The 21,146-nt window shown below is 42.2% G+C and carries 9 protein-coding genes; all 9 read left to right on the plus strand.

Features of this window, described 5'->3' with window-relative positions; all coding sequences use genetic code 11:
- The first annotated feature begins 7 nt into the window (after window positions 1–7).
- A complete protein-coding gene (locus tag NAF19_RS26200; RefSeq protein WP_252793331.1) occupies window positions 8–2,392 on the plus strand; it encodes an ABC transporter permease in 2,385 nt (794 codons plus the stop codon).
- Window positions 2,393–2,939: 547 nt separating this feature from the next.
- Window positions 2,940–5,363 (plus strand): ABC transporter permease, encoded by a 2,424-nt coding sequence (locus NAF19_RS26205; protein ID WP_252793332.1) that lies wholly within the window; start codon window positions 2,940–2,942, stop codon window positions 5,361–5,363.
- Between the two features lie 92 nt (window positions 5,364–5,455).
- Entirely contained in the window at window positions 5,456–7,879 is a 2,424-nt protein-coding gene (locus tag NAF19_RS26210) for an ABC transporter permease (RefSeq protein ID WP_252793333.1), read from the plus strand.
- 115 nt (window positions 7,880–7,994) lie between these two features.
- Window positions 7,995–10,472 (plus strand): ABC transporter permease, encoded by a 2,478-nt coding sequence (locus NAF19_RS26215; protein WP_252793334.1) that lies wholly within the window; start codon window positions 7,995–7,997, stop codon window positions 10,470–10,472.
- A 265-nt stretch (window positions 10,473–10,737) separates the two neighbouring features.
- Complete coding sequence (locus NAF19_RS26220) at window positions 10,738–13,113, plus strand: ABC transporter permease (RefSeq protein ID WP_252793335.1); 2,376 nt, start codon at window positions 10,738–10,740, stop codon at window positions 13,111–13,113.
- Between the two features lie 42 nt (window positions 13,114–13,155).
- A complete protein-coding gene (locus NAF19_RS26225; protein ID WP_252793336.1) occupies window positions 13,156–15,537 on the plus strand; it encodes an ABC transporter permease in 2,382 nt (793 codons plus the stop codon).
- Between the two features lie 525 nt (window positions 15,538–16,062).
- Window positions 16,063–17,088, plus strand: coding sequence for an acyltransferase family protein (locus NAF19_RS26230; protein ID WP_252793337.1), 1,026 nt, complete (start codon window positions 16,063–16,065; stop codon window positions 17,086–17,088).
- 124 nt (window positions 17,089–17,212) lie between these two features.
- Entirely contained in the window at window positions 17,213–18,250 is a 1,038-nt protein-coding gene (locus tag NAF19_RS26235; protein ID WP_252793338.1) for a DUF4097 family beta strand repeat-containing protein, read from the plus strand.
- Between the two features lie 389 nt (window positions 18,251–18,639).
- Window positions 18,640–21,063 (plus strand): ABC transporter permease, encoded by a 2,424-nt coding sequence (locus tag NAF19_RS26240; protein ID WP_252793339.1) that lies wholly within the window; start codon window positions 18,640–18,642, stop codon window positions 21,061–21,063.
- Window positions 21,064–21,146 lie beyond the last annotated feature (83 nt).

A 21,146-nucleotide genomic window follows, 5' to 3' on the forward strand; every position in this document is an offset into this window, starting at 1 on the left:
ACCAAGTATGATAAAGAACTATATTAAAATTGCATTCCGGAACCTATGGCGGCATAAAAGCTTCTCGCTGATAAATATTATAGGATTGGCTGTTGGGATGACAGCCTGTTTCCTGATTTTTATGTATGTGCGGTTTGAACTTAGTTACGATAAGTTTAATCAAAACTTCGACAATGTTTACCGGCTCAATACCGATATTAAATCGCCAACCGAAGTACTGCATTGGAACAGTGCATCGGCGCCCATGGGGCCCGCTTTGCAGCAGGATTTCCCGGAAGTAAAAGCTAACGCGAGGCTATTTGGCTTCGGCTTCCTGGTTGAATACCAGAATCATCGCTTCCAGGAAAATAATATCCAGTTTACCGACCCTGATATTTTCAAGATTTTTACTTTCCCGTTTGTTGCCGGTGACCCGGAAACCGCGCTTAAGGAGCCGTTCAGTATTGTGCTTACCGAGACAGCAGCGAAAAAATATTTCGGGGATGGGGATGCGCTCGGAAAATCGCTCCGGCTTGATGGTAAAACCCCGGTTAAGGTTACCGGCGTAGTCAAAGACGTTCCGCTTAATTCGCATTTTTCTTTCGATATGCTTATATCTACATCATCAATGGAACCGATGAAGCTTATCAACATGAAAGAATGGGGCAATTTCAGCAACAATACCTACCTGCTGCTTGCGAAGGGTTATAATCCTGCGAGCCTGCAGGCAAAGCTTCCCGGTTTTCTTCGCAAACACATCAGTGAAGACCAACGCCGCAGGGGCTATAATTATGATCTTTTTATAGAGCCTTTGAGGGATATATATATGGATAGCTTTCGAGGAGCGCCTGTAAATGGCAGCCAATCAAACGTCTACATATTTTCCATAGTGGCGGTTTTCATCCTGCTTATTGCCTGCATCAACTTCGTTAACTTAACCACCGCACGCGCTTCTGAGCGGGCTAAAGAGGTAGGTATACGCAAAGTAGTTGGAGCAATAAACCAACAACTTACCGCCCAGTTTTTAGGCGAATCGATCATTATATGTTTGATATCCTTTGTTGTTTCGGCGGTCCTTAGTGTAGTGATGCTCCCGTTGTTTAACATGCTGGCAGGCAAAATAATAAGCCAAAATATTTTTTCGCACGGCTATATTTTTATCCTGTTTGCAATATCGGTTATAATTGGTTGTATGGCAGGATTTTATCCGGCATTGGTGCTTACCAATTTTAGTATCCTTTCGGTACTCAAAGGTAAATTTACCACTTCTGTTAAAGGCATATTTTTACGCAAGGGGCTGGTTGTGGTACAATTTACCATATCCATTGTATTAATAGTAGGCACCATCATCGTGTATAACCAGCTTAATTACATGCGAAACCAGTCGCTCGGTTTTCAGCAAGACCAAATGCTGGTGCTTAACACAGGAGGCGACTCGGCAGTGATAAAGAATATGGAAAGCATTAAAAATGAGTTCAGGGGCGTACAGGGCGTTATGTCGGTTTCAGGCTCCGGAACCACGTTCGGCAATGGAAATGGCGTTGCTTACAGCGAAATCCAAAGCATAACCGGCAAAATGCAGCCTATGAACATGAATTTAATTGAGGTTGATTTTGATTTTATAGCCCAATACGGCATAAAAATAGTTGCAGGCAGGGCGTTCAATAGGGGGTTTGCTACTGATACAACCCAGGCAATTGTTTTAAACCAGGCAGCTGTTAAAGAGCTTGGTTACGCTAATGCAAACGATGCCATAGGTAAGCAGTATACGCAATGGGGACGTAAAGGTAAAATAATCGGTGTTGCGCAGGATTTCCACTTCGTATCGTTACAGCAAAATATTAAACCCTTAAACTTCAGGCTTAACCCCGGAAACACGAGCGTATTTACGCTTAAGCTTAAAGGCGGAAACATACACGCTACCCTGGCTGCTATTGAAAGTAAATGGAAAAGCTTAGTGCCACAACGGCCATTTTCTTATTTCTTCCTCGATGATAATTTCAATAAACAATACCAGACAGAAGACCGCTTTGGCAAGCTGTTTATGTATTTTGCGGTGCTAGCCATCATGATATCGTGCTTAGGACTGCTGGGGCTTGCATCATATAGTACACTGCAACGCACCCGCGAAATAGGTATCCGCAAAGTACTTGGCGCGTCGGTACCGGGCATCGTAGGCATGCTTTCGAAAGAATTTATTTTATTGGTATTAATAGCTGCGGTAATAGCTTTCCCGCTAGCATGGATAGGCATGCATAGCTGGCTTAAGGATTTTGCTTACCGCATTAATATTGGCTGGTGGGTATTTGCGGTTGCGGGGTTACTATCCATGTTGATAGCGCTTACAACTGTTAGTTACCAGGCATTAAAAGCCGCGCTGGCAAACCCTGTGAAGAGCCTTCGCTCAGAATGAGCTATGGCTTTCGAAGAGAGCCTGAGAAGTGAGAAGTGAGTAGGCAGTTTGCAGTAGCAGTTAGCAGTTAGAACGGAGGGGAGGGCAACACCGAAATATTTATCTTGTATCGCTTGACTATCAGTTGTTTGTAAATCATATAAAAGTTAAATACTTGATAGTTAACGTGTTCCATGGCGTTCGGGGTGTTCCGTGTGATAAAATGGAACGCTGAGCTGAAACCTCAGGAGTGAGCAGGAAGTTGGCGGTAACAGTTGGAAAGAGTGGAACAGAAACATTTATTTTATATCGCTTAATTATCAGTTAGTTGCAAATCTTCAAAACCGAAACGATTGATAATGAGTGTGTTCCATAGCGTTCGGGGTGTTCCGTGTGAAAAAATGGAACGCTGAGCGGAAATCAAAGCGTAATGGCAAAAAAATCACGAAGCGGATAGGGGTAAAGGGTGCGGTAGTTGTAGTAATGTTGGATGATAGTGAAACCTAATTGGTTACGCGGTAGTCCAACATTAAACCAAACAATTAACCTGCTTTAAAACTGAATCGCTATGATTAAAACCTATCTTAAAACAGCATTCCGCAGCCTGGTAAAAAACAAGGGTTTTACCTTTATCAATGTATTGGGGCTTGCTCTTGGGCTTGCCGCCTGTCTGCTTATCGTTTTTTATGTATTCGATGAATTGAGCTACGACCGCTTTAACACCAAAGCCGACCGCATATTCCGCGTTAATAACGAGGTTAAATTTGGCGGCAACACCAACAGCTATGCCTGTTCGCCTGCGCCAACTGCTGCAGCATTGAAAGCTGATTTTCCCGAAATTGAGCAGGTAGTCCGTTTCAGGGATAGGGGCGGTAACAATGTAAAAAAAGGTAATCAGAGTATCCACGAGGATAAAATGATCTACGCCGACAATTCCATTTTTGATGTTTTTACGCTGCCGATTGTAAGCGGCAGCAAGAGCAACGCCTTAACAGCCCCCAATACCGTCGCAATAAATGAGAAAACCGCGCTTAAATATTTTAACACTACGAATGCAGTCGGCAAAACACTGACATTTAATGGCAGTGAGTTGTATAAGGTTACGGCTGTAATAAAAGATATTCCAAAGCAATCCCATTTTAACTACGATTTCTTTTTAGCGATGCCTGGTTTGGCTGAAAGCAAAGAAGATGCCTGGTTCAGCGAGGATTATAATACTTATATTTTGCTTAAACCAGGCGCCGATGCCAATAAACTTTCGGGCAAGCTCACCGACTTTTTCCGCAGGCGCGCAGGTCCGCAGCTAGCCAGCGTGTTGCATTTAACATTCGACAAATTTGAACAGTCGGGCAATTATATCAAGCTATACCTTTTTCCACTCAAAAAAATACACCTTGAATCGAACATCGGCTCGGAATTGGGGGCAAATGGCGATATCCAATACATCTACATTTTTGCGCTGGTAGCCATATTTATTTTACTGATTGCCTGCGTTAATTTCATGAACCTTTCAACGGCGCGCTCATCAAACCGGGCCCGCGAGGTGGGCGTACGTAAAGTGCTTGGTTCGCCGCGTATATATTTGATCGCCCAGTTTTTAACTGAATCAATTTTGATAACGCTGGTTGCCACTATAATAGCTGTTTTAGCAGCATGGGCGTTGCTACCATTGTTTAATCAGATGGCTGGCAAGGAATTGGAGATTACCGGGCAAATACTACGTTGGCTACTACCGGTGCTGTTGTTTGTCGTAATAGTGATAGGTTGCCTGGCCGGTTCATACCCGGCGCTTTACCTTTCGGCTTTTCAACCCATAAAGGTGCTGAAAGGCACAATTGCAGCAGGCTTTAAAGGCGGCATGCTTCGCAGTTTCCTGGTGGTTTTTCAGTTTGCAATTTCTATATTTCTAATTATCGGCACGCTGGTTATTTACAACCAGTTAAAATACATTCAAAGTAAAGACCTTGGCTACAGCCGCGACCATGTGTTGGTAATTAATAACGTTTGGGCGTTAGGCAACGGTGCTAAAACCTTTAAACAAGAAGTAAAGCAGCTATCGGGCGTACAGGACGTATCACTTAGCGGTGCACTTCCTACCGGCGGCACAAGGAACAGTACAAGCTTTTTTAAAGACCAGGTGCTCGACCAAAAAAGGGCTGTAACGTCACAGGAATGGACAGTCGATGAGGATTATATCAAAACGCTGAAAATTAAGATGTTATTAGGTCGCAATTTTTTAGTTGATATGCGTACCGATACTGCAGGTCTCATCATCAACGAAGCAGCTGCAAAACTGCTGAATTTTAAAGATCCGTTAAATCAAACGCTTTACACGCCTGCGGATAACATGGTTACAAAAATGGCCCAATTTCACATTATCGGGGTGATGAAGGACTTTAACTTTAAGTCGCTCAGGGATAACGTTACGCCTTTGGTATTTCTTTATGGCCAGGACCGCGGCGCATTGAGCATCAGGCTTAAATCAACTAACATGCCGCTATTAATTAGCCAGGTTGAAGCAAAATATAAAGCGCTGGCGCCTGGACAGCAATTCAACTACTCGTTTATGGATAATGATTTCGATGCATTGTATCGTTCGGAACAGCGTATGGGGCAAATATTTATAACGTTTACCTCCCTGGCGATAATAATAGCTTGTTTGGGCTTGTTTGGCCTGGCAGCGTATGCAGCCGAACAGCGCACCAAAGAAATTGGCATCCGCAAGGTTTTGGGGGCTAGCGTGTCAGCTATTGTGGGTATGCTTTCAAAGGATTTTATTTTGCTGGTATCTATTTCTATAGCTATTGCCACCCCAGTTGCCTGGTGGGCCATGCACAACTGGCTGCAAGGCTTTGCGTACCGACAAAATATACAATGGTGGGTGGTGGCGCTGGCTGGTGCAGGGGCTATTGCAATAGCTTTTGTAACCATCAGCTTCCAATCGGTAAAAGCAGCGCTCACAAACCCCGTTAAAAGTTTAAAAAGCGAATAGTTAACTAATTTTTTTTAAAACCGGTGCAACTAAATGGACTAATAAGTCGTCTTATTTTTATAAAAGTTGCCCCAACCTAAAACTAAACAGAAATGATAAAAAACTATATAAAAACTGCGTTTCGCGGTTTGATGAAAAACAAGGGTTTTACATTTATTAATGTTTTCGGCCTGGCTTTGGGGCTGGCAACCTGCCTGTTAATTGTATTTTATGTTTTTGATGAGCTAAGCTTTGACAGCTACAACACAAAAGCCGACAGGATTTTCCGCGTTAACAACAATATAAAATTCGGTGGTAACGAAAACTCTTACGCGGTATCACCAGCACCTGCTGCTGCCGCTATGAAAGCAGATTTTGCGGAAATTGAGCAAGTAGCCCGGTTCCGTAATAATGGTGGAAACCAGGTAAAAAAGGGTAAGCAAAATATTGTTGAGGATAGAATGGTTTATGCCGATAATTCCATATTCAGCATTTTTACATTACCAATGATAAGCGGCAGCCCTCAAAATGCCCTTACCGCGCCCCACACGGTTGTTATAACCGAAAAGATGGCCAAAAAATATTTTGACCGCACCGATGTTGTGGGGCAAACGTTAACTTTTAATGATACATCGCTTTATAAAGTAACGGCCGTTTTAAAAAATATCCCCAAACAGTCGCACTTTAATTTCGACTTTTTTATTGCAATGCCGGGCCTTGCAGAAAGTAAGGAAGATGCCTGGTTAAGCAATAACTTTAATACCTACGTTTTGCTGAAAGAAGGTGCAGATATAAAGAAACTTGATGCTAAAATGACGGCGTTTATGATAAAGCATGCCGGTCCGCAATTGCAGAGCATGATCCATTTAAGTTTTACCGATTTTGAAAAAGCCGGTAATTACTATAAGCTTGATTTTATTCCGTTAAGAAGGATACACCTGCATTCAATCAGCGTGGCGGAATTAGATGTGAATGGCGATATCAAATACGTCTACATCTTTTCAGGTGTTGCTATTCTTATTTTACTGATAGCTTGCGTTAATTTCATGAACCTTTCAACTGCCCGCTCATCAAACCGGGCCCGCGAGGTGGGGGTACGCAAAGTATTGGGCTCGCCGCGCAAACACCTGATCTTTCAGTTTCTAACCGAATCTGTATTGGTTACGTTGTTCGCTACCCTGATAGCTTTACTGGCTGCCTGGCTGTTTTTACCGGAATTCAACAAAATGGCCGGCAAGGAGTTGGTAGTAACCGGGCAAATTATATCGTGGTTATTGCCAACCCTGCTTTTGATAATTATTATAATCGGGTGTCTAGCAGGCTCATACCCTGCTTTATACATGTCGGCTTTTCAACCCATAGAAGTATTGAAGGGGAAAATTGCAGCCGGGTTTAAAGGGGGGATGTTTCGCAACATACTGGTCGTTGGTCAGTTTTGTATCTCTATATTTCTTATAATAAGTACACTGGTCATCTACAATCAGCTCCAATACATACAAAGTAAAGACTTGGGCTATAACCGCGACCACGTACTGGTTATAAAAAATGTGTGGTCGCTGGGCAAAGGCGCTAAGTCATTTCGCGACGAAGTAAAGACCCTTGCCGGGGTGCAAAATGCTTCGTTATCCGGGGCACTACCTACAGGAGGCTACGGCAATAGTAGTGCTTTTTTTAAAACACCTACGTTGGACCAAAAACAATCAATACTTTCCCAAATTTGGCCGGCCGACGAAAATTATATGCCGACACTGGGCATTAAAATTATTGCCGGCAGAAATTTTTCGAAGGAAATGTCGACAGACACGGCTGCATTGATAATTAACGAAGCCGCGGCCAAGCAACTTGCTTTCGCAAATCCTATCGATCAATTTATGTATGCCCCTAACGACCGGATGGGTAAAACCATCAAAAAGTACCACATTATCGGCGTGATGAAAAACTTTAACTACAGATCGCTTAAAGATAACATAACGCCGTTAATGTTCAATATGGATGAAGACCGCGGCGCTGTAACTGTCCGCGTTAAGTCTGCTAATATCCCAGCCATCATACAACAAATAAAAAATAAGTACAACTCATTCTCGCCCACGCAGGCGTTTGCCTACTCATTTATGGACGAGGACTTTGATGCCATATACCGCGCAGAACAACGTATCGGGACAATATCTGTAGCATTTACTTCGCTTGCCGTAGTGATAGCCTGCTTAGGGCTATTTGGGCTGGCCGCATATGCCGCTGAACAACGCACCAAAGAAATCGGCATCCGCAAGGTATTAGGCGCCAACGTTTCAACTATAGTGGGCCTGCTGTCAAAGGATTTTATAAAGCTGGTGTTAATATCTATAGGAATTGCAACGCCCGGAGCCTGGTTGGCCATGCATGGCTGGTTACAGGGTTTTGCTTACCGGCAAAATGTCCAATGGTGGGTGTTGGTACTGGCCGGCATCGGCGCAATTTTAATAGCATTTGTAACCATCAGCTTTCAATCAATAAAGGCTGCTCTTACTAATCCGGTTAAAAGTTTGAAAAGTGAGTGATTAGAGGTTGGAGACTAGAGATTAGTTGAAAAATGCACTGTGAAATTGTTCGTGGTAAGTATGCGATTCGTTCTTTACCAATGAACTAATGAACGACTGAACTAATGAACCAAACATGATAAAGAACTATTTCAAAATTGCCTGGCGTAACCTGGTACGCAACAAAGTAAGCAGTATAATAAACATAAGCGGGCTGGCCATCGGGCTGGCCTGCGTGCTGTTGATTAGTATGTATGTAGCCGATGAACTGAGCTACGACCGCTTTTTTAAGGATGCTGACCGCATTTACCGCGTAAACATTGACGGTAAAATGGGTAACAACCAGTTTGTGGTTGGACATACTGGTCCGCCTGTGGGGGCTGCATTACAAAATAACTTCCCGCAAGTTGAAAGCTACACCCGTATGTACTTGCCCGGCGACGAGATTATCCATTTCGAAAACAACGGGCAGAAAAGTTCAGTTACCGAAAAAGGCCTGCTGGCAGTTGATTCCAATTTCCTTAAGTTTTTCAATTTCCCATTAGTTGCCGGTGATGCTTCTACCTGTCTAAATGGCATCAACTCGGTTGTACTTACCCAAAAAGCTGCTAAAAAGTATTTTGGTGACGCATCGCCGATAGGCAAAACGTTAGTGTTTGATGAATACAAGACGCCTTTTACGGTCACCGCTGTTTTAAAAGATATCCCAAAGCAGTCGTCATTACAATTCGAGCTGTTACAAAATACAGCAAGTATCCCTCCGGTAAAACGTTTTGCCTGGAGCTGGGTATGGTTACAAATGGCCACTTATATAAAGCTTACTCCTGATGCTGCGGCCGACCCGAAAACCACAGCAAAATTAGAGGCCAGGTTGCCTCAAATGGTAGCGACTCAAGCCGCCAGCGCTTTTAAACGCATTGGCCAGCCATTTGAGGAGTTTAGGAAGAAAGGCGGCAAATGGGATTTACACCTGCAACCATTAACCGATTTACACCTTTACTCAGCAAACATTGGCACCAGGTATCTCGACCCAAGCGATATTAAGTACGTTTATATATTTTCGGCAATAGCTTTATTCATTATACTATTGGCTTGCGTTAATTTCATGAACTTATCGACAGCGCAAGCTGCCAAGCGGGCAAAGGAGGTGGGTATACGCAAGGTTTTGGGTTCGTTGCGTAAACAACTGATAAAGCAATTTATAACTGAGGCTATCTTATACAGTTCCCTGGCTGCCCTTGTTGCCATAATTATAGTAACACTGGTACTGCCGGCATTCAACGACATCGCAAATAAAGAGCTATCCGTTAGTAATTTCCTTGGGTTTAAATCTGGCCTTGGAATTTTATCATTAATAATAATTACCGGCTTGCTTGCAGGTAGCTATCCGGCATTTTTCCTTACATCGTTAAAACCAGTCAGCATTTTAAAAGGTAGCGGACTATTCCGCAATAATGGGAACGGCTTTTTTACAAGGAATGCCTTGGTGGTTTTCCAGTTTACCGTATCTACCGTGCTTATTATATGCACCATTGTTGTTTACAAACAATTAATGTACAGCCAAAGCAAAGACCTTGGGCTGAATAAAGAAAACGTTTTGGTGTTATCAAACACTGACAGACTCGGCAAAAACGCAGAGGGCCTGCGCAACGAGTTAGCAAAACTCCCGCAGATTAGCAGCGCCACCATATCAACCAGTTTGCCAACCAAAAATTCTTTTGGCGATACCTATATTCCCGAGCTAAACGCAGGTGATGTACATAGCGCGGAAAATAACATCATGCTGGCATCATTTATTGTAGATGAAGCTTTTATACCTACCCTAAACCTGAAAGTTAAAAGTGGCCGGGCATTCGCTAAAGATTTTTCAGACTCAGCATCTGTGATATTGAACGAAACTGCGGTAAAACAAATAGGGTGGAAGGACCCTATCGGCAAAATGCTTACTTACCCCGGCAATAATAACCAGCGTTTTAAAGTAATAGGCGTGGTAAAAGATTTCAATACCGAATCGTTACGCGCAGAGATTGCGCCTTTCGCTTTATTTTACACTACATCAAATACTTATAACATTGGCACTTCATTTATTTCGGTAAGGATAAAGGCAGGCGATTATGCTGCCGCGATAGAAAATATCGAAAGAAAATGGAAAGAGTTTGCGCCAACCACTCCGTTTGATTACAGTTTTATGGATGCTGAATTTGACAAACTGTACAAATCCGACCGGGTAATGGGCAAAGTGTTCACCGTGTTTACCGCGCTGTCTGTAATAGTGGCCTGCCTTGGTTTACTCGGCCTGGCCATATACACAGCCGAAAAACGTATGAAAGAAATCAGCATCAGGAAAGTATTGGGCGCCAGCGTACCAAACCTGGTAACCATGCTTTCAGCAGATTTTTTGAAGCTGATAATTATCGCATCTGTATTGGCGTTTCCCATTGCCTGGTATGCCATGAGTAAATGGCTGCAAGGCTTCGCTTTCCGAACCGATATTAGCTGGTGGGTATTTGCCTTGTCTGCAGGGATAACGATATTAATAGCATTAGTTACTATCAGCTACCAATCAATAAAAGCGGCGCTGACCAATCCCGGGGTGAGTTTGAGGAGCGAGTAAATGTCATTCGTCATTAATGGATGGCGGCGATTTACCAATGACTAATGACAGCGCAGCGTAATAACTAATGAGGCGAAGCAAATTACAGCCTAGCGAAATGACTAATGACAAAAAAGAAATCCCCCTAAGGCGGCGATACAAAGAAAAGAAACATGAAATAGATTTATATGGCCTTAAAATGCAATAAAGTTTTAAACTGATGCAACGCATTGGTGATTTTAACAGTCTATTAAATTATTAAAATAAACGCTCAACTTTTTTCACGATGTTTAAAAATTACCTGAAAATCACCTGGAGAAATTTGCTACGGCATAAGGCATTTTCTGCTATTAATATTGTTGGCCTGGCCATAGGAATGGCAAGCGCTGCGCTGATACTGTTATGGATACAAAACGAAGTTAGTTTCGACCAGTTTCACGAAAAGAATGACAGGCTATACTCAGTTTATAACCGTTCGGTATTTGATGGTAAACTTTGGTGCTGGAATACCACACCAAAAGTAATGGGCAAGATTATAAAACAGGAATATCCGCAGGTTGAAGATGTTTGCCGTACAAACTGGGGCTCCACATTCCTGTTTACCGTGGGCGATAAACATTTAAACCTACAGGGAAACTTTACCGACCCAAGTTTTTTAACTATGTTCAGCTTTCCGCTGGTGCACGGCGATAAACATACGGCGCTTAACACTATACACAGCATTGTGATAACCGAGAAGCTATCGAAAAAGCTTTTTGGGAATGATAACGCCATGGGTAAAAGTATTAAAATAGATAGTAATGCCTACTTTACGGTAACCGGCGTTATGAAGGATTTACCCAATAATACCAGGTTTAGTTTTGAGTATTTGATGCCCTGGACATATATGACGAAAATTGGGCAGGACGATCAATACTGGGGCAACAATTCTATCCAAACCTGGGTATTACTAAAACCCGGGGTTACCGAAGCCATGGCGAACAAGGCGCTTGTTAACGTCACCAAATCTCATTCAGATACAAAGGACATACAGCAATTTGTGTACCCGCTAAGTAAACTTCGGCTATATTCAAAATTTGACGAAAAAGGCCATCCCGATGGCGGGCGAATATCTACCGTTCGTACTTTTTCGCTTATTGCCGCATTTATATTGCTGATAGCCTGTATCAATTTTATGAACCTTAGCACCGCCCGCAGCGAACGGCGCGCCCGCGAGGTGGGCATCCGCAAGGTTGTTGGTGCATTAAGGGGTTCATTAATCAGCCAATTTTTAGGGGAATCGGTTTTAATAGCTTTTATTGCAGGCGTAATTGCCCTGGTAGCTGTGCAAATCAGCATGTCGGGCTTTAATTTGCTAACCGAGAAAACGTTATTCGTTCCTTATGGCAGCGTTAGTTTCTGGCTTGTATTTGTAGGTTTTATTTTATTTACCGGTTTAATTTCCGGTAGCTATCCTGCGTTGTATCTTTCCTCATTTAAGCCGGTAAGTGTATTGAAAGGCACATTTAAAGCAGCCAACGCAGTAATTACCCCACGTAAAGTGCTGGTGGTAGTGCAGTTTTGGTTTGCGGTGGTGCTGATAATTTGTACCATAATAATCCGTCAGCAGTTGCAATATGCCCAGGACAGGGACATCGGCTATAAAAAGGACAACCTGGTTTATGTTTCCATGACAGGCAATATTGAAAAAAATTATTTAGCTATACGGAATGACCTCATTGCAAGCGGAGCGGCTACTTCTGTTACAAAAACAAGTGCACCGATTACGCAGGGCTGGAGCGATAGCTGGGGGTACACGTGGAAGGGGCATATGGATAAAAATAAAATTGACTTTAACATATTTAACACTGATGGCGACTTTGTAAAAACCATGGGGCTTAAAATTGTTGCAGGCCGCGATATCGACGTTAAAACCTACCCAACCGATTCGATGGCGATGCTTTTAAACGAAGCGGCTGTTAAAATTATGGGACTTAAAAATCCCGTTGGCGAAATTGTCAACAACGGCGAGGGGAAAGACGCCCGCCACTATAAAATTGTTGGCGTGGTCAAAGATTTTATATTGCAATCACCTTATGAGCCCGTTAAGCATATGCTTATACAAGGCCCAAAATCGTGGTTTAACTTTATACATTTTAAGCTTAACCCGGCCAACACTACGGCTAATAACCTAAAACGCGCCGAGGGAGTGTTCAAAAAATACAATCCTGATTACCCGTTTGAATACAATTTTGTAGACCAGGAATACGCCCGGAAATTTGGGGATGAGCAGCGGTTAGGCACTTTAGCCAGCTTATTTGCCGGTTTAACCATCTTTATTTCGTGCCTTGGTTTATTTGGTTTGGCTACCTACATGGCCCACAACCGGATAAAAGAAATTGGTGTGCGTAAAGTGTTAGGCGCATCGGTTACAAGCGTTACCACCTTACTATCAAAAGACTTTTTAATACTGGTGATGATTGCCTTTGTTTTGGCAATACCAATGGCCTGGTGGGCCATGCACACATGGCTGCAAAGCTACGCTTACCGAGTACCAATCAGTATTTGGGTATTCGTAATTGCAGCATTTGTAACCGTATTTATTTCGCTGGCTACAGTAAGCTTCCAGGCTATAAAAGCCGCGCTTACTAACCCGGTGAAGAGCTTAAGGACAAACGACTAACTTTGTGTGGCAGCGCACCGAAATGACTAATGACCAAATAACATGATAAAAAACTATTTCAAAATTGCCTGGCGAAACTTAAAAAAGAACCGCCTGTATGCATTCGTAAATATAACAGGCTTAACCATCGGCATTGTAAGCTGCCTTTTAATTGGCATTTATATTAAAGATGAGTTAAGCTACGACCGTTTTAATGATAATGCCGACAAGATTGTGCGGGTAACGATGGATTATTTCCAGGGTGGTGTACCGCAAAAGATTGCGGTAACCGGAACCAAGGTCGGCCCGCAGTTTAAAAGGATGTTCCCGGCGGTTACTGATTTTGTGAGGATTGAAAAACGCTCGGGCATTATGTCGTACAACAACCGTGTGTTCGACGAGCAGGCTATCCTTTATGCCGATCCTTCATTCTTTAAAATATTCTCATACAAATTGTTGAATGGTGATGCTTCAGGTTTAAGTGTACCCGAAAAAATTATAGTTACCCAAAGTGCTGCAAAAAAATACTTTGATGCAGAAAATCCTATAGGTAAAATATTAAAAATCGGGACTAAAAATTTTATGGTTTCGGCTGTTGCGGCAGATGCGCCATCTAACTCGCAAATAAAATTCGATTTTATTACATCATTTAATAATCTTGATGCCTCGAAACAGGAAAAATGGTGGGAAGCCAATTACATCACCTACCTGCTTTTGAAAGACGGCACCCAGCTTGAGCCTTTGCAAAAGCAAGTAAACGTTTACATGAACAGGGTAAGCCGCACTGAGTTAAAAATGGAAGGCAGCCAATACCTTACCTATCATTTTGAGCCGCTAACCAGTGTCCATCTCCATTCAAATCTTCCCGATGCACCCGAGCCGAACGGCAGTGTTACCTACATCTACATAATGATTGTGGTGGCGGTACTGATATTGATCATAGCCTGTGTAAACTATGTTAACTTGTCAATTGCACAATCGGCCGGTAGAGGAGCAGAAATTGGTATCCGTAAAGTTATGGGTGCAGCAAAAGGTCAATTGTTCCGGCAGTTTATTGGCGAGTCGGTTTTTGTTACGGCTATAGGGGTGATACTGGCAATAGGCTTTGCCTTTTTGTTGCTGCCATCATTTAACCAGTTGGCTGGTAAAACCTTGCAATTTAGCGCCCTGCTTGATCCTGTTATACTTGGCTGTATTATTTTACTTGGCGTTGGGATAGGTTTTGCGGCGGGTGCTTACCCGGCTTTATTGTTATCAAGTGTTAAACTGGCTAAGATTTTAAAATCGGGCTTCTCATTTACATCCGGCCAGGGGGTGCGTAAATCACTGATAGTGTTCCAGTTTGTAATTTCCATTTTCCTGATTATAACCACAGTGGTCATCCTGCAACAGCTGTCCTTTATTCGCAATAAGGACATCGGCTACAACAAGAGTAATGTAGTTGTGTTGCCAATAAACTGGCAGATACTGCCCAAAGTAAAGGGCCTCAAAAACGAGATTGCCAACATTCCCGGAGTTAAAGGCGTAGCAACGGCCAATAGTGAGCCGATAAACGTAGGATGGGGCGATGGAATCACTACTGCCGATGGAAAAGCAATCTCTGTTAACGCGCTGCCGATGGATGAGGACTTCATAAAGACCATGCAGCTGAAAATAATAGCCGGTACCGATTATAATCAGACCGATGTTTTACAAATAGATACCACCAATGGCGGCAAAAACTTCCAATACTCTTTTATGCTGAATGAAACTGCTGCAAAAGCATTAGGGTGGACACCACAGCAAGCAATCGGCAAGCAGCTTTCAAAGGGCTCGCTGGGCAGGGTTAAGGCGGTTGTTAAAGATTTTAACTTTAAATCTTTTCACGATCCGATCGGACCGTTGCTGATATTCCTCGACCATTTTCAGACCCAAAAAATGTTTGTACGCGTTGATGGTCAGAATACAGTCGCTGCTATTCAACATATCGAACAAATATGGAAGAGCCGGGTACCCGAAAGGCCATTCTCCTATAAATTCCTTGACGATGACTACGATGCCATGTATCGCAGTGAGCAGCGTACCGCAGGCGTATTTACCACCTTTTCTGCCTTGGCTATTATGCTGGCCTGCCTTGGTTTATTTGCTGTAACAGCTTATGCTGTGGTACAACGCACCAAAGAAATTGGTATCCGTAAAGTTTTGGGCGCAACTATACCCAATATCATAACATTGATATCAAAAGACTTTTTGGGGCTGGTTATCATCGCGACAATAATTGCGTCGCCAATTGCCTGGTTTATGGCGCACTCATGGTTGGAGGATTTTGCTTATCGTATCAATATTCAATGGTGGGTATTTATAGTAGCCGGTGCCGCGTCGTTATTGGTAGCCGCTGTTACCGTGAGCATTCAGGCAATTAAAGCCGCGCTTGCAAATCCTGTGAAAAGTCTAAAATCAGACTGATCAATGTTTAGCGGCTGAAGAATGGTCGTGAACGTTAGCTTAATTCGAGAACTATCCACCGGGCATTAATTTTCGGCGACAATATGTTTGTTGGGCCGGAAGAATAACATGCTTGCTGGGATGTAATTAGCAAATTACATAGTATTTCCTGGCTATTGATGAAGTGCTTAATACCTTCGGGGCATTAGGTAAGGTAGCTAATTCATTTAAAAGCTTGCATACTGTCTAAAATATTCACAAAAAAATTTTATTTTTGGTTTGAACAATGGAGTTCAGATGTAACTTGTGCTAAAGAAATTATCACAAAGAGTATAAAGTACTGCACATAACACCCAAATACAGAGAGCTGGGACAACGCTCGAAGCAATGTAGATAATCTCACTGCTTTAACTGATTTTCCGGGTGGCATAAATTTTCGTTTGCAATATTTGCAAAAAAAGTTGGCTGTATTTACGGCTTACTAATTAGCATACATAAAAGGATTTGGAATATTTAAATAAGGACACTATACAATAATGTAAAGCGATGAGTAATAATACAGCGGCCGCGAGACTTAACTGGGTTGATCATGCTAAAGGGATAGGAATTATTCTTGTTGTTTTTGGACATGTAATTAAAGGGCTCAATACTGCGAACCTAATTGACCCGGTGTTTTTTAATTATGCGGTTAATTTTGTCTACAGCTTTCATATGCCGTTGTTCTTTATACTTTCGGGATATTTTTTTTTACCTGGTTTTAATAAACGGGGTAATAAATATTTCCTGGTAAATAAGCTTGAAACAATTGTGTACCCATTTATTATATGGGTATTAATCCAATCTTTTATAGCACTAAGATTGTCCGCCCTTACGAATAGTCATGTTAAAGCCCGGTTTTCGTTGGATTATTTTTATCGGCCGCATGATCAGTTTTGGTTCCTGATGGCATTATTCCTTATTAACTTAATGTGCCTGCTGTTCTTCAATATTTCAAAGAAATGGGGTGTACTTATATCTGTGATAGTATGGGTTGTTTATTATAATTTTCCGTTAATTACCGACATATTCGACAGGACTTACCTCAATTTAATTTACTTTGCAGCAGGCATAGCATTATCGCAAAGCGGCAAGGTAACTAAACTGTTGGTAAATAACATTTGGGCATTTTTATTTAACCTGGTGATTTTTGCTTCATCATTATATGTCTATTTTCATTACCCCCGAACCGCCTGGTATAACGAGATATTTCCCCAATTATCAGGCAGCTTTGTTGTAATTTACTTAAGCGGTTTGTGCTCCAATCTGTCATTTTTTAAATTCCTGGAATATCTGGGTATAAATTCTATGGCTATTTACCTGGTTCATATATTGGCTGGCAGTGGTACACGCATAATTTTAGCTACGTTTTTGCATGTTCGTAATTCGGCAGTGCACATTGTTTTGGGTACGTTGGTGGGCTTAATGGCATCGTTGCTTTTATATAATGTAGCAATGAAAACAAAATATCTATCCTGGCTTTTTATATTTCCGTTGCGCAGAAAGTCAAAACATGCGTCCGCTATGCCGGCATAACAATGATTTAAATTCTTAATGCTGGTTAATTACATTTAACGAAACGATTAAAGTGACCAAATTATTTCTAATTTGATGCAACGTATCCGCATAAAAGCGGTCTATTATATAAATAAACTTAAAAATGATGAAAAAGTACCTTTTGTTACTATTGATTGCTTGTTCGGGCTCTGTAGCTTTTGCACAAAGCAATTGGGATAAAACGCCTTATCAAACTAAATCGTTAGCTAGCGACGGCATTAAAGATGTATTTGTAAAAACTTCAGGCGGCAGTATCTCTGTAAGTGGCAGTGGTGAATCGCCACGTATTGAAGTTTATGTACGCGGCAATAACGGCCAGGAACTTTCTAAAGAAGATATCGACAAGCGCATTGCCGAAGATTACGACCTGAGTGTTACAGTTAGTAACCACGAACTACATGCCACTGCCAAAAGGAAACACGAAGGCGGCTTTAACTGGCGCAGGCAATTGAGCATTTCGTTTAAAATATTTACACCAAGACAGGTAGCTACCCATCTAAACACCAGCGGCGGCAGCATTCACCTTGATAATCTAACCGGTAACGAAGAGTTTAGTACCAGTGGTGGCAGCTTGCACATTGATAACCTTGCAGGAATTATAAAGGGTGAAACCTCGGGCGGCAGCATTGAAGTATCGAACTCAAAAGACAATATACAGTTGGAAACAAGTGGTGGCAGTGTGCGCGCCAAAAACTGCCAGGGAAAAATTAAACTGGAAACAAGCGGGGGATCGCTCCATATGGAAGGCCTGAACGGCACAATTAAAGCTGAAACAAGCGGTGGCAGCATACAAGCCAGCGACATTGAAGGCGAGCTTATTACCGGCACTTCTGGTGGCAGCGTAAACTTAACACGTATGGCTTGTAGTCTTGAAGCCTCAACAAGCGGTGGCAGTATGCATGTTGATATGACACGCTTAGGAAAATACATTAAGCTTGATGTTAGCGGAGGCCACGTTGATTTAAAGGTGCCGGGTGATAAAGGTATGGATTTAGACCTTTCGGCCAGCAGGATTAACACTGCCCGTGTAAGTAAGTTTAGCGGCGAGTGGGAAAAAGATCGTGTAAAAGGTAGTCTGAACGGCGGTGGTGTAAGCGTAAAAGTTGATGCCAGCGACAGCCTTAACCTGAGTTTTAACTAACAGTTTAAATAGTTTTAAATAAGCGGCCCCGGTGTATGTAGAAACACCGGGGCTTTTTTTATCCTGGATTTTTTTAAGATGAGTGTATAAAGGATTTCATATCGGTTTACAGGCATTTATTTAATGTAAGACAAACGCCGTACGAACTGTTCGGACGCGTAACACACTGTGTTCGGATATGATACACCTTAAATAAAAACAATAATATATTTCATTGATTAACAGTATTTTATATAATTGGTATGGCTTTTAAACCTATCTGTAAAAATTATGGCAAATGTTTAGGAATTGTGATAAAGTAGCCCGTGAAGTGAGTGACCAGTTGGCGGCGACAGTTTACTGTTGAATTATATTTCAACTTACGAATGATTGAAAAAATGAACTAACTCATGATAAAAAATTTTATAAAAACCGCGTGGCGGAATTTGAGCAGGAATAAAGCATTCTCTTTTATTAACGTTTTTGGGTTGGCTGTGGGGCTTACCTGCTGTATGCTCATCAGTGCCTACCTGTATAGCGAATTGAACTACGACACCTACCCGGTAAATGCCAAACAAATTTACCGCGTTGTACTTCGCACAATTAACGGTAATGCTACAACCGATTTTCCAAATCCCGATGTTGCAGTAGGACCGGGAATAAAAAGCGCATTCCCGCAGGTGTTAGACTATACCCGCCTGACCACTAACCCACCTGCATTTGTGAGTTACGAAACAAAAAAGTTTAAAGAAAATAACATAATAGGCGCCGAACCAAATTTCTTCCGGATGTTTTCCGTTCCATTATTAAGCGGAGACAGCAAAACAGCTCTTACGGCGCCCAACTCAATAGTAATAACCAAAGCCATTGTAAAAAAGTATTTTGGTAACTCACAGGGTGTAGGTAAAGCACTTTTAATTGGCGGCGTTGTTTTTAACGTAACCGGTGTAATTGATAAAATTCCCGATGATTCACACTTTCATGCTGACATATTTACAAGTATGTCAACATATGTTAAACCATCTTCAAGGCAAAGCTGGAGCAATATCGGTTTTTACACATACTTGCTGCTTGATAAAAATGCCGATCCGAAACAACTGGAGGCACGCTTACCGATACTTGTTGAAAGGAATGTGGTGCCCGAAATGCAGCACGATATGGGTATTAGCCTTACCGAAGCTAGAAAATCGGCAAAAACATTTGTTTTCTTTTTACAACCACTTACCAGTATCCATTTACACTCTGCGGCGAGGTTTGAGTTTGAACCCAATGGCGACATTCACTATGTTTACATTTTTGGTGCCTTAGCCATATTTATATTGCTGCTGGCTTGCATAAATTTCACTAACCTGTCGACAGCAAGTGCTGCCAAACGCTCGAAAGAGATCGGTATCCGCAAAGTGTTAGGCTCAGCAAAAAACAAGCTGGTGTCGCAGTTTCTAACCGAGTCGGTAATGCTTACGCTGCTGGCTACTGTTTTTGCGTTCGGGATGGTTTTCCTGCTGCTGCCATATTTTAACGATGTTTCGGGCAAGCAATTCACTTTTGGATTTTTCCTTAATTATAAGGCCTTGCTTTTAGCAGTTGGATTAACGCTTTTTGTTGGCATAGTTGCGGGTATTTATCCCGCGTTCTTTTTATCATCTTTTAAAATAATTTCTATCCTTAAAGGTAACGGTGGCAGTCAGCAGGCAAATAAAAGCAACTTGCGCAGCAGCCTGATTGTATTTCAGTTTGCCATATCAACTGCCCTTATCATAGCAACATTTGTAGTTTATCAACAGCTGCATTATATGCAGAACAAAAAGCTTGGCTATAATAAAGACCAGGTACTGGTGATAAATGACGGGTACGTGCTTGGTAACAATATTGTGCCGTTAAAGCAGCAGTTACTAAGTGATAACAGGGTGGTAAATGCCACAATATCTGATAATATCCCGACCTACAACAATGCGGGTGGCACCGTAATTTATGTAAAGGAACTGGCCGACAAAGGCTCCCGCTCCGAAATAGCTACAGGTATTTACTGGGTAGAAAATTCATATGTACCTACGCTGGGCATGCAAATAGTAAAAGGGCGCAATTTCTACCCGCCATCACCAGCGGACTCAATTTCTGTAATCATTAACGAGGCAGCGGTGCGCGACCTGGGAATAGGTAATGAAGACCCGATTGGTAAAACCATTATCCGTTCGGGCCAGCGGCACTATACCATCGTTGGTGTTATTAAAGACTTTAACACTACATCTGCGAAACAAAAAATAGCGCCCTTAATGATACTGCCAGTTGGCAAGCCGGTGGGCAACCTTATCGTCAGGGTAAAAACACGGGATGTGGGCAAATTGGTGAGCGATATTAAAACTAAATGGGATGCATATAGTTCGGGTGAGCCATTTAGCTATTCTTTTCTAGATGACAAGTTTGCTTCGCTATACAAAGCAGAAGAGCGCACCGGGAAAATATTTACGTCGTTTGCCATTATCGCGGTAATTATAGCGAGCCTCGGGCTGCTGGGCTTAGCTGCATTTATGATACGTCAACGGGTTAAAGAAATAGGTATCCGGAAAGTATTGGGCGCATCATCGGGTAGTATCACCTTTATGTTATCCAAAGAATTTTTGAAACTGATTGTAATTGCATCGTTTATAGCAATGCCGATAACATGGTATGCCATGAGTAAATGGTTGCAGGATTTTGCCTATCGTATAGATATTCAATGGTGGGTATTTCTATTAGCTGGTATTATTGCCTTACTGGTGGCAGCCGTTACCATAAGTTTCCAATCGATAAAGGCATCGCTGGCAAATCCGGTGAAGAGCCTGAGAAGTGAGTAGGCACTAGGCAGTAGCAGTTCGCAGTAGTAAAGGAAGCGGTGACAAGTACCAATCAACTAATGAACCAGTGAACAAATGAACTA

The organism is Mucilaginibacter flavidus (assembly GCF_024055575.1).
Taxonomy (GTDB): domain Bacteria; phylum Bacteroidota; class Bacteroidia; order Sphingobacteriales; family Sphingobacteriaceae; genus Mucilaginibacter; species Mucilaginibacter flavidus.

Bases quoted from the DNA above. Each gene is read 5' to 3' on its own strand.
- NAF19_RS26200 (WP_252793331.1), top strand. From the start codon at position 8: ATGATAAAGAACTATATTAAAATTGCATTCCGGAACCTATGGCGGCAT.
- NAF19_RS26205 (WP_252793332.1), top strand. From the start codon at position 2,940: ATGATTAAAACCTATCTTAAAACAGCATTCCGCAGCCTGGTAAAAAAC.
- NAF19_RS26210 (WP_252793333.1), top strand. From the start codon at position 5,456: ATGATAAAAAACTATATAAAAACTGCGTTTCGCGGTTTGATGAAAAAC.
- NAF19_RS26215 (WP_252793334.1), top strand. From the start codon at position 7,995: ATGATAAAGAACTATTTCAAAATTGCCTGGCGTAACCTGGTACGCAAC.
- NAF19_RS26220 (WP_252793335.1), top strand. From the start codon at position 10,738: ATGTTTAAAAATTACCTGAAAATCACCTGGAGAAATTTGCTACGGCAT.
- NAF19_RS26225 (WP_252793336.1), top strand. From the start codon at position 13,156: ATGATAAAAAACTATTTCAAAATTGCCTGGCGAAACTTAAAAAAGAAC.
- NAF19_RS26230 (WP_252793337.1), top strand. From the start codon at position 16,063: ATGAGTAATAATACAGCGGCCGCGAGACTTAACTGGGTTGATCATGCT.
- NAF19_RS26235 (WP_252793338.1), top strand. From the start codon at position 17,213: ATGATGAAAAAGTACCTTTTGTTACTATTGATTGCTTGTTCGGGCTCT.
- NAF19_RS26240 (WP_252793339.1), top strand. From the start codon at position 18,640: ATGATAAAAAATTTTATAAAAACCGCGTGGCGGAATTTGAGCAGGAAT.